Consider the following 22,660-nt stretch of genomic DNA (forward strand, 5'->3'; position numbering starts at 1 on the left):
CGACAATGCCCGACCTGCTGATCGAACTGTTCTCCGAAGAGATCCCCGCACGGATGCAAGCCCGTGCCGGCGAGGATCTGAAAAAGCGGATTACCGATGGTCTGGTCGAGGCCGGTCTGACCTATGCAAACGCCGCCGCCCTGACCACGCCCCGCCGCCTGACGCTGGCGGTCGAGGGGCTGCTGGCGAAAAGCCCCACCATCCGGGAAGAACGCAAGGGCCCAAAGGTCGGCGCGCCCGACAAGGCAATCGAAGGGTTCCTGCGCGGCGCGGGCCTGACCCGTGATCAGCTGGAAGAACGCGAAACGCCCAAAGGGGCCATCTATTTCGCCACCATCGAAAAGGCCGGTCGCCCCGCGGCTGAGATCATTGCCGAAGTGCTCGAAGCCACCATCCGCAATTTCCCTTGGCCTAAGTCCATGCGCTGGGGCAGTGGCAGCTTGCGCTGGGTGCGCCCGCTGCATTCGATCCTGTGCATTCTGACGGATGAGGCCGGGGCGCAGGTCGTGCCAATGGATGTCGATGGCATTTCGTCCGGCGACACCACAGCAGGCCACCGCTTTATGGCGCCCAACCGGTTTTCGGTCACGTCTTTCGACGATTACGCGGCCAAGCTGAAGCGGGCTTTTGTCGTCCTGTCCCCCGAGGAACGCGCCCGGCACATCTGGAACGACGCCCAGAACATGGCCTTTGCCGCCGGTCTTGAACTGGTCGAAGATCAGGGCCTGCTGGCCGAGGTCGCCGGTCTGGTCGAATGGCCGGTTGTCCTGATGGGGCGGATCGACGACGAATTCCTCGACCTGCCGCCCGAGGTGCTGCAAACCTCGATGAAAGAACACCAAAAGTTCTTCTCGGTCCGCAATCCCAAAACGGGCCGGATTGAACGGTTCGTCACTGTTGCGAACCGCGAAACCGCTGACAATGGCGCGACCATTCTGGCGGGCAATCAGAAAGTGCTGTCAGCCCGTCTTGCCGATGCCAAGTTCTTTTGGGAAAATGACCTGCGCATCGCCAAATCGGACATTGCACAATGGACCCGCGCGCTGGGAAACGTCACGTTCCACAACAAACTGGGAACGCAGGCCGACCGGATCGGTCGTATCGCCGCGCTGGCTCGCGAACTGGCGCCTGTGACCGGAGCCGATGCCGATCAGGCCGAAAAAGCCGCGCGCCTGGCCAAGGCCGACCTCAGCTCGGAAATGGTCTACGAATTCCCCGAACTTCAGGGCCTTATGGGGCGGTATTACATCGAAGCGGCGGGTGAAGATGTCGCCGTGGCCGCCGTCGCGCAAGAGCACTACTCGCCTTTGGGGCCGTCGGATGATGTCCCCACTGCTCCGCTGTCGGTGACCGTCGCATTGGCCGACAAGCTGGATACACTGACCGGGTTCTGGGCGATTGATGAAAAGCCTACTGGCTCGAAAGACCCGTTTGCCCTGCGCCGTGCGGCGCTGGGGGTTATCCGGTTGGTGCTGGACAATGACCTGCGTCTGCATCTGGATCAGTTTTTCGACAGACAGCTGCTGCGTGCTGAAAGCGCTGCAAACGAGGCGCTGGCGGCGGAAAACGTTGACGAACTTTTGGATGAAATCGCAGATCACGGCGTGTTTGGCGCAGCCTTCCAGACTGTCAAGGAAAGGCTGGGCGAAGTGTCGGGCGCCGATTTCCTGAGCCTTGAAAAGAAGATCCCCGACGCATCCGACGACCTCCTCTCCTTCTTCCACGAGCGTCTCAAGGTCTTCCTCCGCGACGAAGGCATCCGCCACGACGTCATCGATGCCTGTATCGCGATTGAGGGCAATGATGACCTCAATCTGTTGGTGAAACGCGCCCGCGCGCTGAACGCGGTGATCGCGACCGAGGATGGCGAGAACCTCGTGCAGGGCTTCAAGCGCGCCAACAACATCCTGACCCAGGCCGAAGAAAAGGACGGGGTGGAATATTCCTACGGTGCGGATGTGAAATTCGCCGAGACCGACAGCGAAAAGGCATTGTTTGCCGCTTTGGATTCAGCACAGGCGCAAATCGAACCCGCGCTGAAATCCGAAGATTTCCCCACGGCCATGGCCGCCATGGCCGGGCTGCGCGGGCCGGTGGACGCGTTCTTTGAGGATGTGCAGGTCAACACCGACAATGACATTGTTCGCCGCAACCGGCTGAACCTGCTCAGCCAGATCCGGCAGATCTGCTCCAGCGTGGCCGATCTGACCCGGATCGAAGGGTAAACGACTGGGCGCACTGGCAGGCGCGCCCACAACGCACTTGCGTGAAGGGCGCAAGCGCCTATGCTGCAGACAAACCAAAAGGTGCTGCAGTGCAGAATAATCCGAATACAACGCTCATTACATCCGACGCGCCTGTCACCGCCCATACACATGGCGGGCGGGCCAAATGTCTGCAACGTCTGGTCCGGCTGGACCTGCCGGTGCCCCGAACCGTTGCGCTGTCATTTGATGCCGTTCACCAGATTGCAGAAGGGGCGATCCCGGATATTGCGGCGATCCTCGAACAGTTCGACCCGACCTCGTTGCTATGCGTCCGACCCAGTTCCGAAGATCCCGATTGGGGCGGCCCCGGCGCGGTTCTCAATATCGGAATGAACGACGCGCGCTATGTCGACCTGTCCGACACCATGGGCGCCGAGGCCGCCGCAGCTCTGTATCTGCGGTTCGTTCAAAGCTATGCGATCCACGTGGCACGGCTGGATGCGGATGTGTTCGATGACATCGAAGCTGATGGCCGCGAGGGGTTGCGCCACTCGCTGCGCGCCTACGAGGATGAAACCGACGAGGTCTTTCCGCAGGACAGGGGCGAACAGCTGATCGGTGTTCTGCGCTCGATGGCGCGTGCATGGGACGGGACGTCTGCGCGCTTGCTGCGGCAGGCCAAGGGGGCACCCGCAGATGCCGGGCTTGGGTTGGTCATCCAAGAGATGATCCCCGGCGTCGGGAAAGGGGAATGCGGATCGGGCGTTCTGCAACTGGTTGATTCCACAACCGGAATGCCACAAATCACCGGCCGCTATCTAAGCCAGAGTCAGGGGCGCGATGCGCTGGGTGAAGATGTGGCAGCCCTGTTTCTGGAAAAAGACCCGCGCGGCCCCTCGCTGGAAGAGGTCGCACCAGATGCTTTCGCCGAGGTCAAGGCTCAGGCCGCGCTGATGCGCGAGAAACTGCGCGAAGAGATGCAGGTCGAATTCGTCATTCAGGACGGCACCGTGCATATTCTCGATGGTGTCCGGGTGCAGCGATCGGCCCGCGCGGCCATGCGCATTGCCGTACGTCTTGCCGAAGACGGTATCATACCGCCGCAAGAGGCGGTGATGCGTGTCGACCCGCACGCGCTGAACGAACTACTGCACCGTCAGGTCCACCCCGATGCGCAACGCGATGTGCTGACCACGGCCATTGGTGCCAGCCCCGGTGCCTCGACCGGCAAGATCGTGTTTACTTCGGCCGAAGCACAGGCCAGTGCCGCCCGTGGCGAGGCATGTGTTCTGGTGCGCCGGGAAACCTCGCCCGAGGATGTGCGCGGGATGCACGCCGCCGTTGCGGTTCTGACGGAAAAAGGCGGCATGACCAGCCACGCGGCCGTGATCGGGCGCGGATTGGGTCTGCCCTGTATCGTCGGGGCCTCGGAAATGCGGTTTCAGACGAAAGACAAGATGCTGACCGCACCGGATGGCCGGGTATTCAAAACCGGCGATATTGTCACCATTGATGGCAGCTCGGGTCAGGTGCTGGCCGGTCAGCCCGCCATGCTCGAGGCCGCGTTGGATGACTGTTTCCAGACGCTGATGGGCTGGGCCGATGCCGAGCGTGACATCGAAATCCGCGCCAATGCCGACACACCGGCTGATGCGCAGACGGCCCGGAACTTTCAGGCCCAGGGGATCGGTCTGTGCCGGACCGAACACATGTTCTTTGACCCCGGTCGTCTGATCGTGATGCGCGAAATGATCTTTGCGCAAACCTCGGCGGGCAGGGCGGCGGTGCTGGAACGCCTGCTTCCGATGCAGCGCGAGGATTTCGTTCAGCTGTTCAGGATCATGGAAGGTCAGCCTGTCTGCATCCGCCTGTTCGATCCACCCTTGCATGAATTTCTGCCGACAACGCGCACCGGGCAACGGGAGTTGGCCGAGGCGCTGGACCTGCCCGTGTCCGACGTCGAACGTCGGGTTGAGGCGATGACCGAATACAACCCCATGCTGGGCCTGCGCGGCGTTCGTCTGGGTGTCACCGTACCCGAGATCTACGACATGCAGGCGCGCGCGATTTTTGAAGCCACGCTTGACGCCCGAAAAAACGGTGCTCCGGTGGTGCCCGAAGTGATGATCCCGCTGGTATCCGCCAAGCGCGAGGTTGAACTGGTCAAATCCCGCATCGACTCGGTCGCCGCCGCCGTTGAATCGGAACGCGGGCAGAAGTTCGAATATCGGCTGGGCGTCATGGTCGAAACGCCACGCGCCTGTCTGCGCGCGGAAGAGATCGCGCCACAGACTGCTTTCATGAGTTTTGGAACGAACGACCTGACGCAGATGACCTACGGCCTGTCCCGCGACGATGCCGGTCGTTTCATGTCCGCTTACGTGCGGCAGGGGGTCTTTACCGAAGATCCGTTCCATGTCCTTGATCCGGACGGGGTGGGCGAGCTGCTGAAACTCGGGGCGGAACGCGGGCGTGCAGCGAAGCCGGATGTGACCCTTTCGGTCTGTGGCGAACACGGCGGGAACCCCGAATCAATCGCCATTTGCCGCGATCTTGGATTCGACTATGTGTCATGCTCACCGTTCCGGGTTCCGGTCGCTCGGCTGGCTGCCGCTCAACTGGCGATTTCCTCCAGACTTGGGGGTTGACACCGCGCCGGACCCCAAGGAATAGTGGGTTATACGGTCACTCGTAGGCGAAAAATATTTTCGCTACGGGCGATTTTCCACTTGCTTTTTTCAAGATACTGGACCTTTGCGTCAGTCTGGGGTATCAGCCTCGTCGCGCCCGCCGGGGGAGGGTAAGGCGCGTGATGTGCCTGTGCGAGGTTATCTGATGCTACGTTACATATTGGCTGTTGCCGCAGTGGCGGCAACCGTTCTGCCGAGTGCATCCTTCGCTGAGAAGGAAGCGACTGATACTGCAAAACAAGAACTTGTCGCCCGCAGCGAGCTGCCAGCGCAAAGTTTTCGGGACTATTTCAAGCTGTTCCAGCCCCGCAAGGCGGCTGAACCTGTCGAAGTGTCCTTCTCCAAAGACTGGCTTGACCAGCAACCAAAGGCCTCCGGTGGTGAAAACTGGAAATGCCTGTCCGAAGCCCTGTACTTCGAGGCGCGCGGCGAAAGCGTGCGCGGCCAGTTCGCGGTTGCCGAGGTGATCCTGAACCGGGTCAAAAGCAGCCGTTTCCCGGATTCCCTGTGCGGCGTGATCCATCAGGGGACCGGCAAGAAATACCAGTGCCAGTTCACGTATACCTGCGATGGCCGCAAGGAAGTCATCCACGAGAAAAAGGCGTATGAGCGTGTGGCGAAAGTCGCGCGGGCAGCCATTGATGGCGTGGCGGATGAGTTGACCGAAGGGGCAACACACTATCACACGACGTCGGTGCGCCCGTCCTGGTCGCGGGTCTATAAACAGACCGCGAAAATCGGCGTGCATGTTTTTTACCGTCACAACTACCGGACAGCGAGCAACTGATTGACGCACCCGCGCTGGAAGCTTGCTGGCGTGGGGCAGGTTGCACCCTATGTTGCGGGCCAGGAGGCCCGTGATGATTTTGAACCGCAGACACCTTTTGCAATCCGCCGCCGCAGCATTGCTGATGCCGCGTGTGGCCAGCGCGGGTTTTGCACCGCTTAATGCGCGTGTAGCCAAACACCCGATCGCGCCAGCAAGTTATCCTGAAACGGAAGTCTGGACATATGACGGGTCTGTCCCGGGCGTTGAACTGCGTGTCAGGCAGGGCGACCGCATCCAGCGCACCCTGATGAACCAGCTTCCGCAAGCCACGTCGGTCCATTGGCACGGAATTCGCATCGAAAACGCCATGGACGGCGTGCCCGGCCTGACGCAGGACGCAGTCGAGACGGGCGCAAGCTTTGATTACTCCTTCGTCGTTCCAGACGCAGGGACTTATTGGTACCATGCGCATAACCAGTCGATGGAACAGGTTGCGCGCGGGCTTTACGGGCCGCTGATCGTCGAAGAAACTGCTGCCCCTGATGTGGATCAGGATCTGGTACTGATGCTGGACGACTGGCGGCTTGATCCGGAAACCGCTCAGATCACGGATGATTTCGACAATGGCCATGATCTCAGCCATGCTGGTCGGCTGGGGAATATCATCACTGTCAACGGATCCCTTGACCCGCGCGTTGAGGCGCGACAGAACGACCGTCTCCGGCTACGCCTGATCAACGCCTCCAACGCGCGGATTTTTGACCTGAATCTTGACGGGTTGTCTGGTTGGATCGTCGCTCTTGACGGTATGCCACTGGAAAAGCCGATCCCATTGTCTGGGGCTTTCCCAATCGCCCCCGCACAACGCATCGATCTTGTTGTGGATGTCGTGGCTGCGGGCGATACGGCAAGTCTGGTGAGTGTTGAGCGCGATGGTGCCTTTGGCATCGTTCGGTTTGATGTTGACGAACCTCTCGCACCTGCGCCGCGACAAGGCGTGTCAGCGTTGCCGCCCAACCCTTTGCCAGTCATCGAGGATGTCTCATCCGCACCATTGCACCGGATGTCCCTGCAAGGCGGGGCGATGCGCTGGCTGGACAGCGCCCGGATCGGGGACACAGAATTGTCAGGCCAGGAACTGGCGCAGTTGGGCCGGTTCTGGGCCCTGAACGGTTATGCGGAACGCCCGTCCGACCCGTTTCTGGACGCCCGGACCGGAGGCCTTCACAAGATCGAGTTCGTCAATGAAACAGTCTTTCCACATGCCATGCATTTGCATGGTCACCACTTCCGACTGATCCAGTCGGACGGATCGCTTGGCCCGTGGCGCGATACTGTTTTGGTTGATCGCGGACAAACCCGCCAGATCGCTCTGGTCGCGGATAATCCGGGGGACTGGCTGTTGCATTGCCATATGCTGGGACATGCCGCTTCGGGTATGATGAGCTGGTTTCGCGTCACCTGACGCCGCATTCGGCGGTTGGAATGGCGTTTGTTTGAATGTTATAGGCCCTTGCAACGCCTATAGAGGGCAAGCCCTGCAACAAGCCGAAAAGGCCGGACCCATGAGTTCTGAAATCCGACTGGCATTTGCGCACCCGACCGAACGGTCCGAGGCGACCTCGCCCCGAGGGCCGCTGGATCGCATTTCCCTGCGCGACCATATTGTCGAGGTTGAAATCGGTGCGTTTCAGGCCGAGCGGGGAACAACCCAGCGGATCTGTTTCAATATCGTCGTCGAAGTCCGGCCCCTGACCGACCCGATTGACGACGATGTGGATCGCATCCTGTCTTATGACCGGGTGACGGAATCCATTGCCTATGAACTCGCGGCCGAGCGTCTGAACCTGCTTGAAACCCTGGCCGAGCGTGTAGCCGAACGTATCTTGCATGAACCACAGGCTGTAAGGGTCTTTGTTCGCATCGAAAAACTGGATCGCGGTCCGGGCGCTCTCGGGGTCGAGATCGTGCGTGGGAAAGACTCGGTTCATCATGATGTGACCGAGGAAGATCGCCCGCATCCCCGTCTGGTCTACTTGTCGAATGACGCCATCGCCTCGGACAATCTGACCGGGTGGATCGACCAATTGCAGAACCGACAGCGCCCGCTGATCCTGTGTGTGGGGGCGTCAGACTTGGCTGCGCCGCAAACCGGCCACGCAATGACACAGCGCCGGATTGACCTGCTGGCGATCGAGCAGAACGCGTGGGTTCTGGCCGCGCGCGATCACCGCTGCAAGGTGGTTTCAACCCGGACAGAACTGGACTGGGCCATGAAGAACGGCCAGATCTGTGTCTGGGCCCCGTCCAAGATCGTTCTGGACGCGGTGGATGGTCCTTCTGCCGCACCATCCGACGCCGTGGCTTTGGCCGCATGGTTTGCCGCGACCTTTGAAGCCAGTGAAATGATGGTCATCGGCGGCGAATTGCCGAAAACGCCCAAAACCCCCCTGCGGGCTGTGGCCGTGGATCAGGCCGAATTGTGAGCATCTATTTCAGACCGCTGGTTCAGCACGGCCAGACCCGGCCCGCTGGCGCGTATTCTCTGGCCGGTCAGCCCCTGTGGTTTACCCATGTCGAAGCGCTTGGGCGCGATACCGCACCGCAGATCATGGCAGCATCGGATATTCCCGGTGGGGCGCTGGAGCGGTTGACCCGCCCGCGCGCACCCATCGCCGGGCTGGATATGCAGGTGCCGCACATCATGGGCATTCTCAACACCACGCCTGACAGTTTCTCGGACGGGGGTGTTCACAGTTCCGTCGAGGCCGCCCGCGATGCCGCTGCAAGGATGGTGGCGCATGGAGCCACCATTCTGGATATTGGCGGGGAATCAACGCGCCCGGGCGCGGATTTCATTCCGGCAGATCAGGAAATTGCCCGCACCCGCCCGGTGATCGAGCCGATTCGCGCACAAACGGATGCCCTGATTTCAATCGACACCCGCAAAGCCAGCGTCGCCAAAGCGGCGTGTGCGGCGGGCGCGGGGCTGGTCAACGATGTCTCGGGGTTCACTTTCGATCCCGAATTGGCACCGTTTTGCGCCGACAAGGGCACACCGGTCTGCGTCATGCATATGCAGGGTGATCCAGCCACGATGCAGGAAAACCCCAGCTACGACAACGTGTTGCTGGATGTTTATGACTTCCTCGAAACCCAGATCGCTCTGCTGGAAAACTTGGGGCTTCGGCGCGACCTGATCATCGTCGATCCAGGTATCGGTTTCGGCAAGACCGAGGATCACAACCTGACCTTGCTGCGCAATCTCAGCCTGTTTCACGGGCTTGGCTGCCCGATCCTGCTGGGCGTGTCCCGCAAGGGCTTTATCGGAACAATTGGACGGGAGCCTGACAAGACTGCCCGCGCGCCGGGTTCAATTGCTGTGGCTTTGGCCGGATTGTCTCAGGGCGTGCAGATCATTCGCGTTCACGACGTCGCCGAGACCGCTCAGGCCTTGCGTCTATGGGCCGCTGTCCGGTAATCCGGTCTCACGGAAAATCACGGAGTGACACCAATGCGCAAGCTGTTCGGAACCGACGGGGTGCGGGGCACGGCCAACACGCATCCGATGACGGCGGAAATGGCGTTGCGCATCGGGGCTGCGGTGGGGCGCTATTTCCGGCGTGATGCGACCGGTGTGCACCGGGTCGTCATCGGCAAGGACACACGCCTGTCCGGCTATATGCTGGAAAACGCGCTGACCGCCGGTCTGACGTCAACGGGAATGAATGTGCTGTTGCTGGGGCCGGTTCCGACGCCTGCGGTGGGCCTGATGACGCGGTCGATGCGGGCCGATCTGGGTGTCATGATCTCGGCCAGCCACAACCCGGCAGAGGACAACGGCATCAAGTTCTTTGGTCCCGACGGTTATAAACTGTCCGATCAGGCCGAGATCGACATCGAAAAGCTGATCGACGAAGGTGTCCGGCCTGCTCAGGCCCAGAATATCGGACGGGCGCGTCGTGTTGATGACGCCCGGTTCAGATATGGCGAGCGTGTGAAGTCCTCGCTGCCGCGCGATGTGCGTCTGGATGGTCTCAAGGTGGTGATCGACTGTGCCAATGGCGCCGCCCACCGCACCGCGCCCGAGGTTCTTTGGGAACTGGGTGCAGACGTGATCCCGATCGGGATTTTGCCCAATGGGAAGAACATCAACCTCAACTGCGGATCGACCAAGCCGCAACTGGCCGCCGAAACCGTCGTGGCGCATGGCGCTGACGTTGGTGTCTGTCTGGACGGCGACGCGGATCGGGTTGTTATCGTCGACGAGACCGGTCAGATCGCCGATGGCGATCAGCTTATGGCGCTGCTGGCGACGGCCTGGAAAAAATCCGGGCAGTTGAAAGGCGATGCCCTTGTGGCCACGGTGATGTCCAATCTGGGGCTCGAACGGCACCTCTCGTCACACGGCATGCGACTGGAACGCACGGCTGTCGGTGACCGTTATGTGGTCGAGCGCATGCGCGAAGGCGGCTTCAACCTGGGCGGTGAACAATCCGGTCATATCGTGATGAGCGATTATGCCACCACCGGCGATGGCCTGATGGCCGGCTTGCATTTCCTAGCCGAGATGGTTCTGTCCGGTCGCAAAGCCTCGGACCTGTCCAAGCAGTTCGAAACCGTGCCGCAGCTGTTGAAGAACGTCCGCTATGCCAACGGTCAAACTCCGCTTGAAGTTCAAAGCGTTAAAGCTGCCATTGCCGATGCCGAGGCGCGGCTGAACGGGCAGGGCCGGTTGCTGATCCGCAAATCCGGCACCGAGCCGCTGATCCGCGTTATGGCCGAATGCGAGGATGACGCGCTGCTGGTACAGGTCGTCGACAGTATCGTGGCCGAGGTCGAAGCCGCCGCAGGCTAGCGCCCGAACAGAACCCTGCGCAGGCTGAACCATTGGCTGATGGCCATGCCCGTCAGGATCAGGGCCAGGGCGACGTAGAACCGCAGGGGCAGGGCCTCGGACAGGATCCAGGCCCCGAACACCATCGACCAGATCGGCACCTGATAATTCACCAGCGTCAAAAACACCGATCCGGCGCTGCGGGTGATCGAAACCCGCAGCAAATTGGCGAAAGCTGTGGGGATCAGCCCAAGGACAATCAGGGCCAGCGATGGGCGGTTGCCCTGCCAAGTAGGGACACCTTCGACCAGCAGCATGATGGGCACCAGCAGAACAGCGCCGACCAGCAGGGTCAGCGCGGCCAACGCCAGCGGCTCGACCGGCGGGCAGCGCCGCGTCAGGATCGATGTCGAGGCATAGCAGAGGGCAGCCGAGATACAGGCCAGCTGCGCCAGCGGCTCGGTCCCTTGACCCAGCTTTGCCAGACCGGGTCCGATCAGGACCAATGCGCCGGAAAACCCAAGGCACACGCCCAGAAACCGACGCAGGTTCAGCGGCTCATCGGAAAAGAAATGCGCCAGCGGCAGCACCATCAGCGGAATTGCGGCCATGGACAGCCCTGCAAAGGCCGAGGGCACATATTGCTGCCCCCAGCTGAGCAGCATGAAAGGCACCGCAGTCGACAACACGCCAATCAGCAGGATTGACGTTGTCAGCGCGGGTGTCAAAACCGGCATGCGGCGACCGGTGATCCGCATCAGGACAAGCAACGTCACCGCACCCAAAGTGGTGCGCGATGTCGCCACGGTAATCGGGCCATAGCCTTCCAAAGCCATCGCGACGACCATGAATGTGCCGCCCCAAATAAGCCCCAGCGTGAAAACGCCGCTCCAGTCCTGCTTCGTGGGTTGTTCAACCATTCCATCCCCTTATCCCGCGTGCGCGCCGGTGTCACGGGCTGATCTTGACTTTATGTTAGTTTCCACTTACCGTAAGCAATGACTTACGATATGACATTTTCAGCTTTGGGCGATGCGACCCGCAGGCAGGTGTTCGAAGCCGTCGCCAGCCAGCCTCAGGCAGTGGGCGAACTTGCGTCAAAGCTGCCGGTAAGCCGACCGGCCGTCTCACAACATCTCAAGGTGCTGTCTGATGCTGGGCTGGTGACATGCCACGCGAAAGGGACGCGCCGGATCTATGCGGTGCGCCCCGAGGGGCTGGCAGAGCTGCGCAGATGGCTCGACCGTTACTGGAGCGACGTGATGAACAGCTTTGCAGATGAGGTGAACAGAGCAGGAGAGAGGCCATGACAGACCCGATTGTCAAAACAATTGTCGTAAGTGCCTCTGCTGCGCGTGCGTTCGACATCTTCGTCAACCGCATCGGGACATGGTGGCCGCTGGACAGCCACGCGGTGTCCGCATCGCAGGGACAACCGGCAAGGGACGTGGTTATTGAACCCCGGATCGGTGGCGCGGTCTATGAGGTCATGTTCGACGGAACCCGTGCCGACTGGGGTCAGGTGCTGGCAATTGATCCCGGCCAATCCGTGGCATTCACCTGGCATCCGGGCACCAGCAGGGAGTCTCCAACGCGCGTCGATGTGCGTTTTGAGGATTGCGGCTCGGGGCAGGCCAAAGTCACCCTGACGCATTCCGGCTGGGACGTCTGGGCAGGGGAAGCGCCCGAAAAGCGCGGCGGCTACGATACGGGATGGGATTTCGTGCTGGGCGAATGCTTTGCCAAAGCGGTCTGAAACTGAAAAAGGGCGACCGCCTGGGCCGCCCTTTGCCTGACATCGGTCAGACTTAGTTCTTTTCTTTGTCGACCATCTTGCCGGCCGAGATCCACGGCATCATGCCGCGCAGCTTGGCGCCGGTCTCTTCGATCATATGCTCGTCATTGGCTCGGCGCGACGCTTTGATGGTCGGCTGGCCAACGGCGTTTTCCAGCATGAAGTCACGGACGAATTTGCCCTGCTGGATGTCGTCCAGAACCGCTTTCATGCGGGCTTTGGTCTCGTCGTATTTCAGGATGCGCGGACCGGTGACATACTGGCCATACTCAGCCGTGTTCGAGATCGAGTAATCCATGTTGGCAATGCCGCCTTCATAGATCAGGTCAACGATCAGCTTCACTTCGTGCAGACACTCGAAATAGGCCATCTCGGGTGCGTAACCGGCCTCGACCAGAGTTTCAAAGCCGCAGCGGATCAGTTCGACCAGACCACCGCACAGAACGGCCTGTTCGCCGAACAGGTCGGTTTCACATTCTTCGCGGAAGTTGGTCTCGATGATGCCCGAACGGCCGCCACCGATGGCCGAGCAGTAGGACAGGCCGATTTCCAGCGCCTTGCCGGTTGCATCGTTGTGAACCGCGACCAGGCAGGGCACGCCGCCGCCTTTGGTGTATTCGCCACGCACGGTGTGACCGGGGCCTTTGGGGGCCATCATGATGACGTCAACGCCGTCCTTCGGCTCGATCAGGCCGAAATGGACGTTCAGGCCGTGGGCAAAGGCGATGGCCGCGCCCGGCTTGATGTTGTCATGAACGTATTTCTTGTAGGTTTCGGCCTGCAATTCGTCGGGCATGGTGAACATGATGACGTCGCACCAGGCAGCCGCTTCGGCAATGCCCATCACTTCCAGACCTTCTGCTTCGGCTTTCTTGGCCGAGGGCGAGCCTTCGCGCAGGGCGATGACCAGGTTCTTGGCACCCGAGTCGCGCAGGTTCAGCGCGTGGGCGTGACCCTGGCTGCCATAGCCCAGGATAGCCACTTTCTTGTCTTTGATCAGGTTGATGTCGCAATCGCGATCGTAATAGACGCGCATTTTGCCGGTCCTTTCTGGTTTGGTTGGGGCGGTTCTACCTGCCGGGCGTCCGATTGGCGATAGGGTTGGGCTTGAGTATTTGTGAAAAAGATGAAGAATAATTCTTGGAAACGGAGAATACCGAAAAAATCATGCTTGACGATATCGACCGGCGCATTTTGCGCCATTTTCAGGCCAACCCAAGCCTGACCACCGCGGAACTTGCCGATCTGTGCCGGATCAGCGCTGGCGTCTGTTGGCGCAGGCTGGAAAAGATGCAGGCGGCCGGGATCATCGAAGGGCAGGAGGCGGTGATCGACTGGGCCGCAATGGGCTATGCTGTCGAAGTGTCGCTTCGGATCACCTTGGACAAGACACAGGCCCGCGCCTTTGACGAGTTTATGGAAGAGGCCCGCAACGTGGCCGAGGTGATCGAAATCCAGACCTTTCTGGGCCGGGTGGATGTCCGCCTGTCGGTCATAGCGCGGGATATGAAGCACTATCAGCAGCTTTATCGGGACCGGATCCTGACCCTGCCGCATATCGCCGATATCGAAGCGCTGATGCATATCGCGCGAGTCAAGCGGGACGAAGTGTTGCCGGTATGATCGAGTTGGACGAGATTGACCGCCGTCTGCTGCGTGCGCTGCAACAGGACGCCACCCAAAGCGCGGGTGCCCTGGGTCGGAGGTTCAATCTGTCTCAACCCGCCACCTGGCGGCGTATCCGCAGGTTGGAGGACGCCGGGATCATCAAGGGCCGAAGGTTGCGCCTGAATGCCGAGGCGCTCGGCTTTGGCGTGACCGTGTTTCTGGGGGTCAAGCTGGCGCGCAAGGGCCAGATCAGCCTTGAGGATTTCGAACGCGCCGTCAGCGCCATCCCTGAAGTTCAGACTGTCGAGCATGTTCTGGGTCTGTACGACTACCGTTTGCGCGTCGTGGCGCGGGACCTGTCCGATTTCGAACGCGTGTTGCGGCGCCGGATCATGACGCTGCCCGGCGCAGGCGATGTCGAGGCGAATGTTCTGCTGAGCGAGGAACGGCTGCCCGGACCGATTGGGTGACCTGCCTTAGTATCTGGTGCGGATGTAATATCCGGGATGATGGGTCAGGCGGGCAAACGTAATCGGTTTGTCTTCTTTCCATGTGGTGCGCTCCATCTGGATCATCGGCGCGCCCGCCGTGGTTCCCATGAATTCCGCCAGCCTTGCATCAGCGGAAATCGCGCAGAACGCAACCTCGGCATCGTTGAACGGAGCGGCATTCAACAGCCACTCATGCGGTCCTTGCTGGGTCAGGTCGGCCTTTTCCACATCGGGGACGGTTCCGATATTGATCCAGCGCTCTTCAAGCTGGAACGGGCGGTTGTCTGCGTAATGCATACAGACGACATGCAGAACCCGCGTCTCGGCGGGGACATCAAGCTGAGAGGACAGCCAGCGGGGGCAGGCCTCGACAGTCCGTTCCACCAGCGCATAGCGATAGGCGGCATTCTGGCTTTCGACCATCTGTCGCGCCAGCGAGAATTCCAGCTTGGCGTGTTTGCTGGGTTCTTTCTTGACCCGCGTACCGCTTTTGCGCTTGCGTTCGATAAAACCCTGATCGGCCAGTTCCCTGAGGGCGCGGTTCACCGTCGCGCGGGCGCAATTGAATTCTTCCGCCAGTTGCGTTTCGGTCGGCAGCAAAGATCCCTGAGGCCACACGCGGCTTTCAATACGTCGTTTTACTTCATCTCGAACGGACTGGAAGTTAATACGCTTATGAATCGTCACAGGAAAAATATCCCTTCAAGTAAAAAGTGTGCGCATCTGTTCAGAAGCAAGCAGAAGTGTAAAGGGGAAGTGACACTGGTTGGCGTCATTTTCTTGTGTTCCCAGCGTCCTACAGCACCAAACAGGCCGATTTTACCCGCATTCCGTGGCGTCACTTTTTGTCGCGAAATGGCTTTACTGGCCAAGGTAAAGAGACCAAGACTGCACTGACGATATTGAAAGGACGCCATATGCCTGCCTTGCTGAAAAACGTTGACCCGAACGGGCTCGAAGAATTCTCGGTCGTATTCACCGATCGCTCGCTGAACCACATGTCCCAAAAGTTTCAGGGGGTAATGCGCGACATCTCGGCCATGCTGAAAGAGGTGTACAAGGCAGACGGGGTGGCCGTCATTCCGGGCGGTGGCACCTATGCGATGGAAGCGGTCGCCCGGCAATTCGCGCGCGGGGCGGATGTCCTTGTGGTTCGGAACGGTTGGTTTTCATACCGCTGGAGCCAGATCATCGAAAGCGGCGCCCTGACCAGCTCGACCACCGTGATGAAGGCGCGCGAGACCGGCAATACCAGCCCGTCCCCCTTTGCGCCCGCACCGATTGACGAGGTCGTCGCAACGATTCGCGAACAGAAACCCGGTGTTGTGTTCGCACCGCATGTTGAAACGGCGGCAGGTGTCATCCTGCCGGATGACTATGTGACCGCCCTGGCCAGCGCGGCGCATGAAGTGGGTGCATTGATGGTGCTGGATTGCATCGCATCCGGGTGTGCCTGGGTGGATATGAAAGCCACCGGCGTCGACGTCCTGATCTCGGCCCCGCAAAAGGGCTGGAGCGCATCGCCTTGTGCCGGTCTGGTCATGCTGTCCGAACGGGGCGAGGCGCGTCTGGAACAGACAAGCTCGGACAGTTTCGCCATCGACCTGAAAAAGTGGCGCCAGATCATGCAGGCCTATGAAAATGGCGGTCACGCCTATCACGCCACGATGCCCACCGATGCGCTGCTGGCTTTCCGCGACACCATGGCAGAAACCAGGGGATACGGGTTCGAAAAGCTGCGCAAGGCGCAATGGGCATTGGGCGACGGCGTGCGGGCGATGTTGAAGGAGTATGGCATTGTCTCGGTGGCGGCTGACGGTTTCGGCGCACCCGGCGTTGTGGTCAGCTACACCTCGGACCCCGAAATCCAGAACGGCAAGAAATTTGCCGCTCTGGGGATGCAGATTGCCGCCGGGGTGCCGCTGCAATGTGACGAACCCGAAGGCTTCAGCACCTTCCGTCTGGGCCTGTTCGGATTGGACAAGCTTTATGATGTAGACGCCACCATCGCGCGCCTGAAACGCGTGCTGGATCAGGTTCTGTAAACAGGCCGGGCCTTAGCGAACGCCAAGGCCCATCTGCATCAGCGTCTTGCGCACAGGGGGCAGAGAATAAAGCGCGCTCAGCCCCATTGCGCGCGCATCCCGCAGCGGGCGCGCCTCGATCATCGAGGCGCGGTTCAGCAGGTCGATCCCTTTGACCCGCATCTCGATCTCGGTGTGGCGCGCCTTGTGATATGCGTCCAGCATCTGCGCGTCGCCCAGACCTTCGGGCTGGGATTGCGCCAGATCCAGCAGGCAGCGCAGATCGCCCAATGACATGTTCAGCCCCTGCGCGCCGATCGGCGGCACCACATGCGCGGCCTCGGCCATCAGGGCAATGCGCTCACCCGCCAGCCGTTCCGCGGACTGGCTGATGATCGGCCAGATGGTCCGGCGCGATGCCAGCTTCAAGTGGCCAAACAGGCCACAGGACCGTTCTGTCATCGCAGTCTCAAACGCTTCGGCATCAAGGGTCAAAAGGTCAACGGCATTTGGCCCGCGTTCCATCCAGACAATGGCGGACGAGGGCTGCCCCTGCCAATCGGGCAGCGGAACCAATGTGAACGGCCCGCCAGACCTGTGTATCTCGGTCGAGACATTCTCGTGCGGTACGGGATGCGTCACCGCGAACGCCAGCGCTTTCTGCCCATACCGCGTTGTATGCACTTTGATACCGGCGGCCGCGCGCATGGGAGAGTTGCGCCCATCTGCGGCCAGCACCAGCTTGCAGCGGATGCGGCTGCCGTCGCTCAGGCCAACGCGGGCTTCGGCAGTGCGGGTGAACAGGCTGACGGTGCCGGTGCCGGGGCGGAAATCGACATTCGGCAGCTCTGCCAGCCGCGCGACCATTTCCCGGCGCAACAGCCAGTTGGGCAGGTTCCAGCCAAACGGTTGCTCGGAAATGTCAGCGGCGTTGAAATCGCGTACGACGCGGGGTTCGGGCACGTCCCCCCCGGCATCGACAATACGCATGATCTGCAAGGGGGCCGCATGGGCATCCAGCCGCGCCCACAGGCCGCATTGCTCCAGCAGGCCGCGCGCAGGTTGCAGAAAGGCGGTGGTGCGCAGGTCGGACCCGTCCACATCCCGTTCGGTGATCGGTGGCGCGGGATCTACGCACACCACGTCAAACCCGGCGGTTCCAAACGCCGCCGCTGCGGTCAGACCGGCGATTCCACCGCCGGAAATCAGGATGTCACAACTGTCAGTCATGGCGCCTCTCATCATCTCGGGCAGACCCTAGTTCGGTTCCACCCCCTGCGCCAAGTGACATCCTGTCCCGTATGTCAGCCGCGCGAGATCAGGACTAGGACCAGGAACATCACCGGCACCATCATCAGGGCAGGGATGTAAAGGCCGGGAAGACCAAACACCATGGCGGAACAGCCCCACATGCTGAGGACCGCGCCGACGGTGTAATACAGGTCCTCCGCCTTGCCGTTGGCCGCGTCGCGGGCCAGCCACCCGAAAACCGGAATTGCAAAGAAAAGGCGCTGCCAAACCGGCAGGCGTCCGGGCATATCGATCGCGCTCATGGGGCTTCTCCGTTCTGTTCGTCGCTCCAGCGCATATAGGGCTGCGCATGCGGGTGCAGAACGTACGGATCGTCGCAGTGTGACAGGCTACCGCAGGCGGGCCAGAAATGCGGTCAGATCGTCCGTGTGATGGTGGATGTGATCGGCCTCATGCGGGTCCGGGGCGACATGAACCGTGCGCATTCCCATCTCATGCGGGGCGGCCAGATTACGCGGGTCGTCCTCGAACATCGCGGCCTTGTCAGCCTGAATGCCATCCTGTGCAAAGATGGCTTCAAAGGCGGCTTTCTCGGGCTTGGGCCGATACCCGGCATGTTCGACGCCATAGATTGCATCAAACAGCCCCGAAAGCCCGCGCGCCTGCAAGACCCGCTCGGCGTAGGGCGCGCTGCCATTGGTGTAGACGATGCGCCGTCCGGGCAGGGCGCGAATGTGATCGGCCAGCTCTGCATCCGGGTCCATATGGCTCATGTCCACCTGATGCACCGCGTGCAGATAGGGCTCGGGGTCCAGATCATGTTCGGCCATCAACCCGGCCAGCGTGGTGCCGTATTGGCGCCAGTATTGCCCGCGCAGCCTGTCGGCCTCGGCCCGGTCCACGCCGATGGCTTGCACCACATAATCCGTCATCAGAACTTCGATCTGATCGAACAGCTGCATATGCGGCGGATACAGGGTGTTGTCCAGATCGAACACCCATTGCGTGACATGACTGAAGGACGGTTTGACCATGGCTTGGGTTTAGGGCGCGGGCCGGGTGATTTCAATGCCGTACTTGATTGCTGCCCCCAGAGACGGATAGACATGTCCGAACGAGGAGACAGAATACCCCATGAGCCAGACCCGATCCCCCACCAAGGATGCCTATAGCCTGATACTCGAAGCCATTGATGTCGGCGTCTACAAGCCCGGCGATCGTCTGGTGGAAAGCGAGCTGGCAGAACGGTTCGGGGTGTCGCGCACCCCGATCCGCGAAGCGTTGCAACGCCTGGAAACCCAGTCTCTGCTGGAACGGGACGGTCGGTCACTGATCGTGGCGTCGCTGGACCACAACCAGATGGCCGAGCTTTATATCGTGCGCCGCGAACTGGAAGGGCTCGCCGCGCGGCTGGCTGCCAAACACGCCACCGAAGAAGAGATCAGGGTTCTTCAGGACATGGTTCTCGAAGATGACAAGCTGGTGGGTGATCCGATGGCGCTGTCACGTGCCAACCGGCGCTTTCACGAACAGATCCATCTGGCCTCGCACAACCGCTACCTTGTCCAGCAGCTTGATCTGGTGCACCGGACTATGGCCTTGATGGCAACCACGTCGCTGGCCGTGCAGGGGCGCGGAGAGATTGCCCAGAGCGAACATAAAGGCATCGTCGAAGCCATTGCCGCGCGCGATGAAGAGGCGGCGGGGCGGGCGCTCAAGGATCATATCTCGATCGCGTTCATGACGCGCCTGAAACAGGACGCAAGTCGCCGCGACAAGTGATTATCAGGTCAGCGGCTCGTCTTCGCTGGCCTGTCCGTGCTGGGTCTTGTCCCAGAAAAACGGGTTGGTCGCCAATTCCCACAACGCCTTGTAACCGGCAATCACGCCTAGCGGGAAATACAGAAACATCGTCGGAACCCAAGGCAAAAGAAACCGCCGCTCACGCGCGGATACGGCGATCAGGCCAACACCGATACTCAGCCCCTCTGCCACCAGAAACAGCCCGATCAGCGCGGTTGAGATGGAATGCGGCAGAATATTCCCCATCGGATTGGCCAGCCCCAGGCTTGACAGCCAGAATACCCAGAGAATGGGTGCCAGCAGAAATTGCCCCAACGTGCCCAAAAAGAACGCCTGAAGGCCCAGAAATTTAACAGCACCAAGGTCACGCCACAGTTTTCGCGGGCTGCGCATATGCACCAGATACGTGACCATGAACCCCTTGAGCCAGCGCGAGCGCTGTTTGACCCAGGGCCAGGCCCGGAAATTCGCCTCCTCATATGTTGTGGTATCCACCATTTCGGTCCGGTACCCGGCCCGGCACAGCCTTACGCCCAGATCAGCGTCCTCGGTGACATTGTGGGCATCCCAGCCGCCCAGTTCCAACAGTTTGTCGCGACGGAAAAAGAACGTGGTGCCCCCAAGCGGCACCACCAGCCGCATGCGGGCGATCCCCGGCAGGATCACGCGGAACCAGCTGTTGTATTCGATGGTAAAGCAGCGCGACCGCCAGTTGCTGCGCGGGTTGTAGTAATCCAGAACCCCTTGCAGGCACACAACATCCGGCGCGGCCAGGGTGAAATGCGCCACCACACGCTCGATCTGATCCGGTTGCGGGGCGTCTTCCGCGTCCCAGACGCCAACGAAGTCGCCCCGGCAGAAATCCAGCGCGTAATTCATGGCGCGGGGTTTGGTGGTCAGCCCGTTCAGCTCGGGCGCCTCGACGATGCGCATCCAACTGGGCAGGCTCACCTGCGCAAGGGCATTGCGCGTCACGTCATCCTTTTCCTCAAGCACAAGGATGACATCCAGCAACGCCTTGGGATAGGTCAGCCGCTGTAGCCTGTGCACCAGAGCGTTTGCAATCTCGCGCTCCTTGTACAAAGGCACCATGATCGACACGCAGGGCTGCCGCAATGTGATGGCCGCTTCGGTGTGGTCCGGCTGCGTTCTCAGGCGATGCCAAAGATAAGCCAGCGTGCCAGCCGTCCGAAAGACTGCAAAAAGCACCAGAGTTCCCACAGCCATGCCCAGCATCGCCAGCAGGCCAAACGCCGGGAACAAGGCAAACAGCCCCAGCACACACAACAGGGCCACCGACGGCCCTACGCGCGACCTAAGGGTCCAGTTGCGGCAGCTTTGCGCGGGATCAACTCGCGTTTCCGCCGATCTGGCCAAAGACCCCGAGAATTGCCGCGCGATCGTGCGGTCGATCTGATCGGATGCCGCCAGCACCGGGATCACGGCATAATCGCATTCGCGCATTTCGGCGGTCACGGTTGCGAACCGGTCGGGCCGGGCCGTGGCCACCAGAACAAGGGGGCCAATCCGCATCCAGGGGATGACATTGTGTTGCAGCCAGAAGTCGACCGGCATCAGCCCGCTCAGTTCCGGCATCGGCGGGATCTGTTCAAGATCCGCAATCTGCCAGCCGGATTGCGCGGACAGCGCGCTCAACACGTCCTGCCGGGTGGCATAGCCTTCGCCGACCAGTATCTCTCCCAGCGGAGCGTTCTGTCTGGTTTGCTGGCTCAGCGCATGGTCCAGCTGGGATCGGGTGATGGCTCCGGTTTCCAGCAGGCAGGTGCCCAGTGGTTTCCGATACCCGGGCGCAGGGATCGGTGCGGCGGACGTGAAATCCAGAAGATCAAGCTCAGCCATAACAAAACCCTGGCGCAGTTACCTGCGCTCAGGGTTGTTCGATCAAGGTTAACGCCCGGTTAACACTGCACAGACAAGCAGTTATGCCTGTATTTTCTTCTTTTCCATCGCCTCGGCGAAGCGCTCGAACAGATAGAAACTGTCCTGCGGTCCGGGCGATGCCTCGGGGTGGTACTGCACCGAATAGACCGGCCGGTCCGCCATGCGGATACCGCAGTTCGAGCCGTCAAACAGCGACCGGTGAGTTTCCACGACGCCATCGGGCAGGGATTGCGCATCGACGGCAAAACCGTGGTTCATCGAGGTGATCTCGACCCTGCCGGTGTCCAGATCCTTGACCGGGTGGTTCGCGCCATGGTGGCCGTGGTTCATCTTGACCGTCTGACCACCCAGCGCCAGCGCCAGCATCTGGTGTCCAAGGCAGATGCCGAACACAGGCAGGTCTGTCGTCTCCAGAATCTCTTTGATCATTGGAACAGCGTATTCGCCTGTTGCTGCCGGATCGCCGGGACCGTTCGACAGGAACACACCGTCAGGCTGATGTGCCAGCACGTCGGCTGCGGTCGCAGTCGCGGGCAGAACGGTAACGTCACATCCAGCGGATGCAAGGCAGCGCAGGATGTTGCGCTTGGCGCCATAGTCAATGGCAACAACCTTGTGGGCGGGGGCCTTCTGACGCTGGTACCCATCCGGCCAGGCCCACCGCATCTCATCCCAGCGATAGCTTTGTGCGCAGGTGACATCCTTGGCCAGGTCCATGCCCTCCAGCCCGGCAAAGCCGCGCGCGGCAGCCACCAGCGCCCCAATGTCGAAGTTTCCCTCGGGATCATGGGCCAGCGCCACATGCGGGGCGCCCTGCTGCCGGATGGCACGGGTCAGGCGGCGGGTATCGACACCACCGATGGCGATGCGCCCTCGGCGCGCCAGCCAGCCCTTGAGTTCCTCGGTCGAGCGCCAGTTTGATGGCTCGGTCGGATCCCATTTCACAACCATGCCTGCCGCGACCGGATCACCGGTTTCGTCATCCTCGGGGTTCACACCGACATTGCCGATATGAGGGAATGTAAAGGTCACGATCTGCCCGGCATAAGACGGGTCGGTCATGATCTCCTGATATCCGGTCATCGCCGTGTTAAAGCACAGCTCGGCCACAGTTTGCCCGGTCGCACCGAAGCCTGCGCCGTAAAACAGGGTTCCATCGGCCAAAGCCAGACATGCGGTGGGCTTGGACGGGGCATTCGGGGCCATGGCGCGACTCTCCTGTAGGGTAAATCGGCGCATACCTAAGGGGGTTGCGCGTCTGGGTCAAGTCTGTTCAATTTTTA

Annotated in this window: 21 protein-coding genes; 13 read left to right on the forward strand and 8 right to left on the reverse strand. The window is 60.9% G+C overall.

Annotated features, from left to right (window positions below; genetic code table 11):
• Positions 1–5: 5 nt before the first annotated feature.
• From glyS to glmM, 7 genes are all read left to right on the forward strand, one after another.
• The gene (glyS, locus tag ACR3FC_RS16155) at positions 6–2,225 is read left to right on the forward strand and encodes a glycine--tRNA ligase subunit beta (protein ID WP_480476536.1); all 2,220 of its coding nucleotides are present in this window, start codon (positions 6–8) and stop codon (positions 2,223–2,225) included.
• A gap of 89 nt (positions 2,226–2,314) precedes the next feature.
• Positions 2,315–4,855 carry a putative PEP-binding protein gene (locus ACR3FC_RS16160; RefSeq protein WP_480476946.1) on the forward strand — a complete coding sequence of 847 codons (2,541 nt, stop codon included), beginning with the start codon at positions 2,315–2,317 and terminating at the stop codon, positions 4,853–4,855.
• A gap of 187 nt (positions 4,856–5,042) precedes the next feature.
• The gene (locus tag ACR3FC_RS16165; protein ID WP_480476538.1) at positions 5,043–5,684 is read left to right on the forward strand and encodes a cell wall hydrolase; all 642 of its coding nucleotides are present in this window, start codon (positions 5,043–5,045) and stop codon (positions 5,682–5,684) included.
• Positions 5,685–5,757: 73 nt separating this feature from the next.
• Positions 5,758–7,131 carry a multicopper oxidase family protein gene (locus tag ACR3FC_RS16170; protein WP_480476540.1) on the forward strand — a complete coding sequence of 458 codons (1,374 nt, stop codon included), beginning with the start codon at positions 5,758–5,760 and terminating at the stop codon, positions 7,129–7,131.
• A gap of 100 nt (positions 7,132–7,231) precedes the next feature.
• Entirely contained in the window at positions 7,232–8,152 is a 921-nt protein-coding gene (locus ACR3FC_RS16175) for a dihydroneopterin aldolase (RefSeq protein WP_480476542.1), read from the forward strand.
• Positions 8,149–9,147 carry a dihydropteroate synthase gene (folP, locus tag ACR3FC_RS16180; protein ID WP_480476544.1) on the forward strand — a complete coding sequence of 333 codons (999 nt, stop codon included), beginning with the start codon at positions 8,149–8,151 and terminating at the stop codon, positions 9,145–9,147. Before ACR3FC_RS16175 ends, folP begins: the two co-directional genes overlap by 4 nt.
• 33 nt (positions 9,148–9,180) lie before the next feature.
• A complete protein-coding gene (gene glmM / locus ACR3FC_RS16185) occupies positions 9,181–10,524 on the forward strand; it encodes a phosphoglucosamine mutase (protein ID WP_480476546.1) in 1,344 nt (447 codons plus the stop codon).
• On the opposite strand, the gene ACR3FC_RS16190 is transcribed toward glmM, so the two are convergent.
• Positions 10,521–11,423, reverse strand: a complete 903-nt coding sequence (locus tag ACR3FC_RS16190) for a DMT family transporter (RefSeq protein WP_267363378.1) — start codon at positions 11,421–11,423, stop codon at positions 10,521–10,523. The genes glmM and ACR3FC_RS16190 overlap by 4 nt on opposite strands.
• 78 nt (positions 11,424–11,501) lie before the next feature.
• On the opposite strand from ACR3FC_RS16190, the gene ACR3FC_RS16195 reads away from it, so the two are divergent.
• Both ACR3FC_RS16195 and ACR3FC_RS16200 read left to right on the forward strand, forming a co-directional pair.
• Positions 11,502–11,813 carry an ArsR/SmtB family transcription factor gene (locus tag ACR3FC_RS16195; protein ID WP_480476548.1) on the forward strand — a complete coding sequence of 104 codons (312 nt, stop codon included), beginning with the start codon at positions 11,502–11,504 and terminating at the stop codon, positions 11,811–11,813.
• Positions 11,810–12,259: an SRPBCC domain-containing protein gene (locus ACR3FC_RS16200; protein ID WP_480476550.1), complete on the forward strand. Its 450-nt coding sequence runs from the start codon at positions 11,810–11,812 to the stop codon at positions 12,257–12,259. Before ACR3FC_RS16195 ends, ACR3FC_RS16200 begins: the two co-directional genes overlap by 4 nt.
• A 52-nt stretch (positions 12,260–12,311) precedes the next feature.
• Here the strand turns inward: ACR3FC_RS16200 and ilvC are convergent, their stop codons facing one another.
• Entirely contained in the window at positions 12,312–13,334 is a 1,023-nt protein-coding gene (ilvC, locus tag ACR3FC_RS16205) for a ketol-acid reductoisomerase (RefSeq protein WP_480476552.1), read from the reverse strand.
• Between the two features lie 131 nt (positions 13,335–13,465).
• Here ilvC and ACR3FC_RS16210 point away from each other — a divergent pair, with 131 nt between their 5' ends.
• Together ACR3FC_RS16210 and ACR3FC_RS16215 are read left to right on the forward strand one after the other, a co-directional pair.
• Positions 13,466–13,921 carry an Lrp/AsnC family transcriptional regulator gene (locus tag ACR3FC_RS16210; protein ID WP_480476554.1) on the forward strand — a complete coding sequence of 152 codons (456 nt, stop codon included), beginning with the start codon at positions 13,466–13,468 and terminating at the stop codon, positions 13,919–13,921.
• Positions 13,918–14,376 (forward strand): Lrp/AsnC family transcriptional regulator, encoded by a 459-nt coding sequence (locus tag ACR3FC_RS16215; RefSeq protein ID WP_209504239.1) that lies wholly within the window; start codon positions 13,918–13,920, stop codon positions 14,374–14,376. Before ACR3FC_RS16210 ends, ACR3FC_RS16215 begins: the two co-directional genes overlap by 4 nt.
• A 6-nt stretch (positions 14,377–14,382) precedes the next feature.
• On the opposite strand, the gene ACR3FC_RS16220 is transcribed toward ACR3FC_RS16215, so the two are convergent.
• A complete protein-coding gene (locus ACR3FC_RS16220; protein WP_480476556.1) occupies positions 14,383–14,997 on the reverse strand; it encodes a GntR family transcriptional regulator in 615 nt (204 codons plus the stop codon).
• 317 nt (positions 14,998–15,314) lie between these two features.
• Between ACR3FC_RS16220 and ACR3FC_RS16225 the strand changes: the two genes are divergently transcribed.
• A complete protein-coding gene (locus tag ACR3FC_RS16225) occupies positions 15,315–16,442 on the forward strand; it encodes an aminotransferase class V-fold PLP-dependent enzyme (protein ID WP_480476558.1) in 1,128 nt (375 codons plus the stop codon).
• A 12-nt stretch (positions 16,443–16,454) separates the two neighbouring features.
• On the opposite strand, the gene ACR3FC_RS16230 is transcribed toward ACR3FC_RS16225, so the two are convergent.
• The 3 genes from ACR3FC_RS16230 to ACR3FC_RS16240 form a co-directional block, all read right to left on the reverse strand.
• Positions 16,455–17,651 (reverse strand): UbiH/UbiF family hydroxylase, encoded by a 1,197-nt coding sequence (locus ACR3FC_RS16230; RefSeq protein WP_480476560.1) that lies wholly within the window; start codon positions 17,649–17,651, stop codon positions 16,455–16,457.
• A 74-nt stretch (positions 17,652–17,725) separates the two neighbouring features.
• Positions 17,726–17,974 carry a hypothetical protein gene (locus ACR3FC_RS16235; RefSeq protein ID WP_480476562.1) on the reverse strand — a complete coding sequence of 83 codons (249 nt, stop codon included), beginning with the start codon at positions 17,972–17,974 and terminating at the stop codon, positions 17,726–17,728.
• Positions 17,975–18,061: 87 nt separating this feature from the next.
• Positions 18,062–18,706, reverse strand: a complete 645-nt coding sequence (locus ACR3FC_RS16240; RefSeq protein ID WP_480476564.1) for a pyrimidine 5'-nucleotidase — start codon at positions 18,704–18,706, stop codon at positions 18,062–18,064.
• 100 nt (positions 18,707–18,806) lie between these two features.
• Here ACR3FC_RS16240 and ACR3FC_RS16245 point away from each other — a divergent pair, with 100 nt between their 5' ends.
• Positions 18,807–19,454 (forward strand): GntR family transcriptional regulator, encoded by a 648-nt coding sequence (locus ACR3FC_RS16245; protein WP_267363400.1) that lies wholly within the window; start codon positions 18,807–18,809, stop codon positions 19,452–19,454.
• Positions 19,455–19,457: 3 nt separating this feature from the next.
• On the opposite strand, the gene ACR3FC_RS16250 is transcribed toward ACR3FC_RS16245, so the two are convergent.
• Together ACR3FC_RS16250 and carA are read right to left on the reverse strand one after the other, a co-directional pair.
• Positions 19,458–21,335 carry a glycosyltransferase gene (locus ACR3FC_RS16250; RefSeq protein ID WP_480476566.1) on the reverse strand — a complete coding sequence of 626 codons (1,878 nt, stop codon included), beginning with the start codon at positions 21,333–21,335 and terminating at the stop codon, positions 19,458–19,460.
• A gap of 81 nt (positions 21,336–21,416) precedes the next feature.
• Positions 21,417–22,583, reverse strand: coding sequence for a glutamine-hydrolyzing carbamoyl-phosphate synthase small subunit (gene carA, locus ACR3FC_RS16255; RefSeq protein ID WP_480476568.1), 1,167 nt, complete (start codon positions 22,581–22,583; stop codon positions 21,417–21,419).
• Between the last annotated feature and the right edge of the window lie 77 nt (positions 22,584–22,660).

Source organism: Ruegeria sp. AF3 (assembly GCF_056536285.1).

Excerpts from the sequence above, each read along its gene's own strand:
- glyS (WP_480476536.1), top strand. The coding sequence starts at position 6 with ATGCCCGACCTGCTGATCGAACTGTTCTCCGAAGAGATCCCCGCACGG.
- ACR3FC_RS16165 (WP_480476538.1), top strand. The coding sequence starts at position 5,043 with ATGCTACGTTACATATTGGCTGTTGCCGCAGTGGCGGCAACCGTTCTG.
- ACR3FC_RS16170 (WP_480476540.1), top strand. The coding sequence starts at position 5,758 with ATGATTTTGAACCGCAGACACCTTTTGCAATCCGCCGCCGCAGCATTG.
- ACR3FC_RS16175 (WP_480476542.1), top strand. The coding sequence starts at position 7,232 with ATGAGTTCTGAAATCCGACTGGCATTTGCGCACCCGACCGAACGGTCC.
- glmM (WP_480476546.1), top strand. The coding sequence starts at position 9,181 with ATGCGCAAGCTGTTCGGAACCGACGGGGTGCGGGGCACGGCCAACACG.
- ACR3FC_RS16190 (WP_267363378.1), bottom strand. The coding sequence starts at position 11,423 with ATGGTTGAACAACCCACGAAGCAGGACTGGAGCGGCGTTTTCACGCTG.
- ACR3FC_RS16195 (WP_480476548.1), top strand. The coding sequence starts at position 11,502 with ATGACTTACGATATGACATTTTCAGCTTTGGGCGATGCGACCCGCAGG.
- ACR3FC_RS16200 (WP_480476550.1), top strand. The coding sequence starts at position 11,810 with ATGACAGACCCGATTGTCAAAACAATTGTCGTAAGTGCCTCTGCTGCG.
- ilvC (WP_480476552.1), bottom strand. The coding sequence starts at position 13,334 with ATGCGCGTCTATTACGATCGCGATTGCGACATCAACCTGATCAAAGAC.
- ACR3FC_RS16210 (WP_480476554.1), top strand. The coding sequence starts at position 13,466 with ATGCTTGACGATATCGACCGGCGCATTTTGCGCCATTTTCAGGCCAAC.
- ACR3FC_RS16215 (WP_209504239.1), top strand. The coding sequence starts at position 13,918 with ATGATCGAGTTGGACGAGATTGACCGCCGTCTGCTGCGTGCGCTGCAA.
- ACR3FC_RS16225 (WP_480476558.1), top strand. The coding sequence starts at position 15,315 with ATGCCTGCCTTGCTGAAAAACGTTGACCCGAACGGGCTCGAAGAATTC.
- ACR3FC_RS16230 (WP_480476560.1), bottom strand. The coding sequence starts at position 17,651 with ATGACTGACAGTTGTGACATCCTGATTTCCGGCGGTGGAATCGCCGGT.
- ACR3FC_RS16235 (WP_480476562.1), bottom strand. The coding sequence starts at position 17,974 with ATGAGCGCGATCGATATGCCCGGACGCCTGCCGGTTTGGCAGCGCCTT.
- ACR3FC_RS16240 (WP_480476564.1), bottom strand. The coding sequence starts at position 18,706 with ATGGTCAAACCGTCCTTCAGTCATGTCACGCAATGGGTGTTCGATCTG.
- ACR3FC_RS16245 (WP_267363400.1), top strand. The coding sequence starts at position 18,807 with ATGAGCCAGACCCGATCCCCCACCAAGGATGCCTATAGCCTGATACTC.
- ACR3FC_RS16250 (WP_480476566.1), bottom strand. The coding sequence starts at position 21,335 with ATGGCTGAGCTTGATCTTCTGGATTTCACGTCCGCCGCACCGATCCCT.
- carA (WP_480476568.1), bottom strand. The coding sequence starts at position 22,583 with ATGGCCCCGAATGCCCCGTCCAAGCCCACCGCATGTCTGGCTTTGGCC.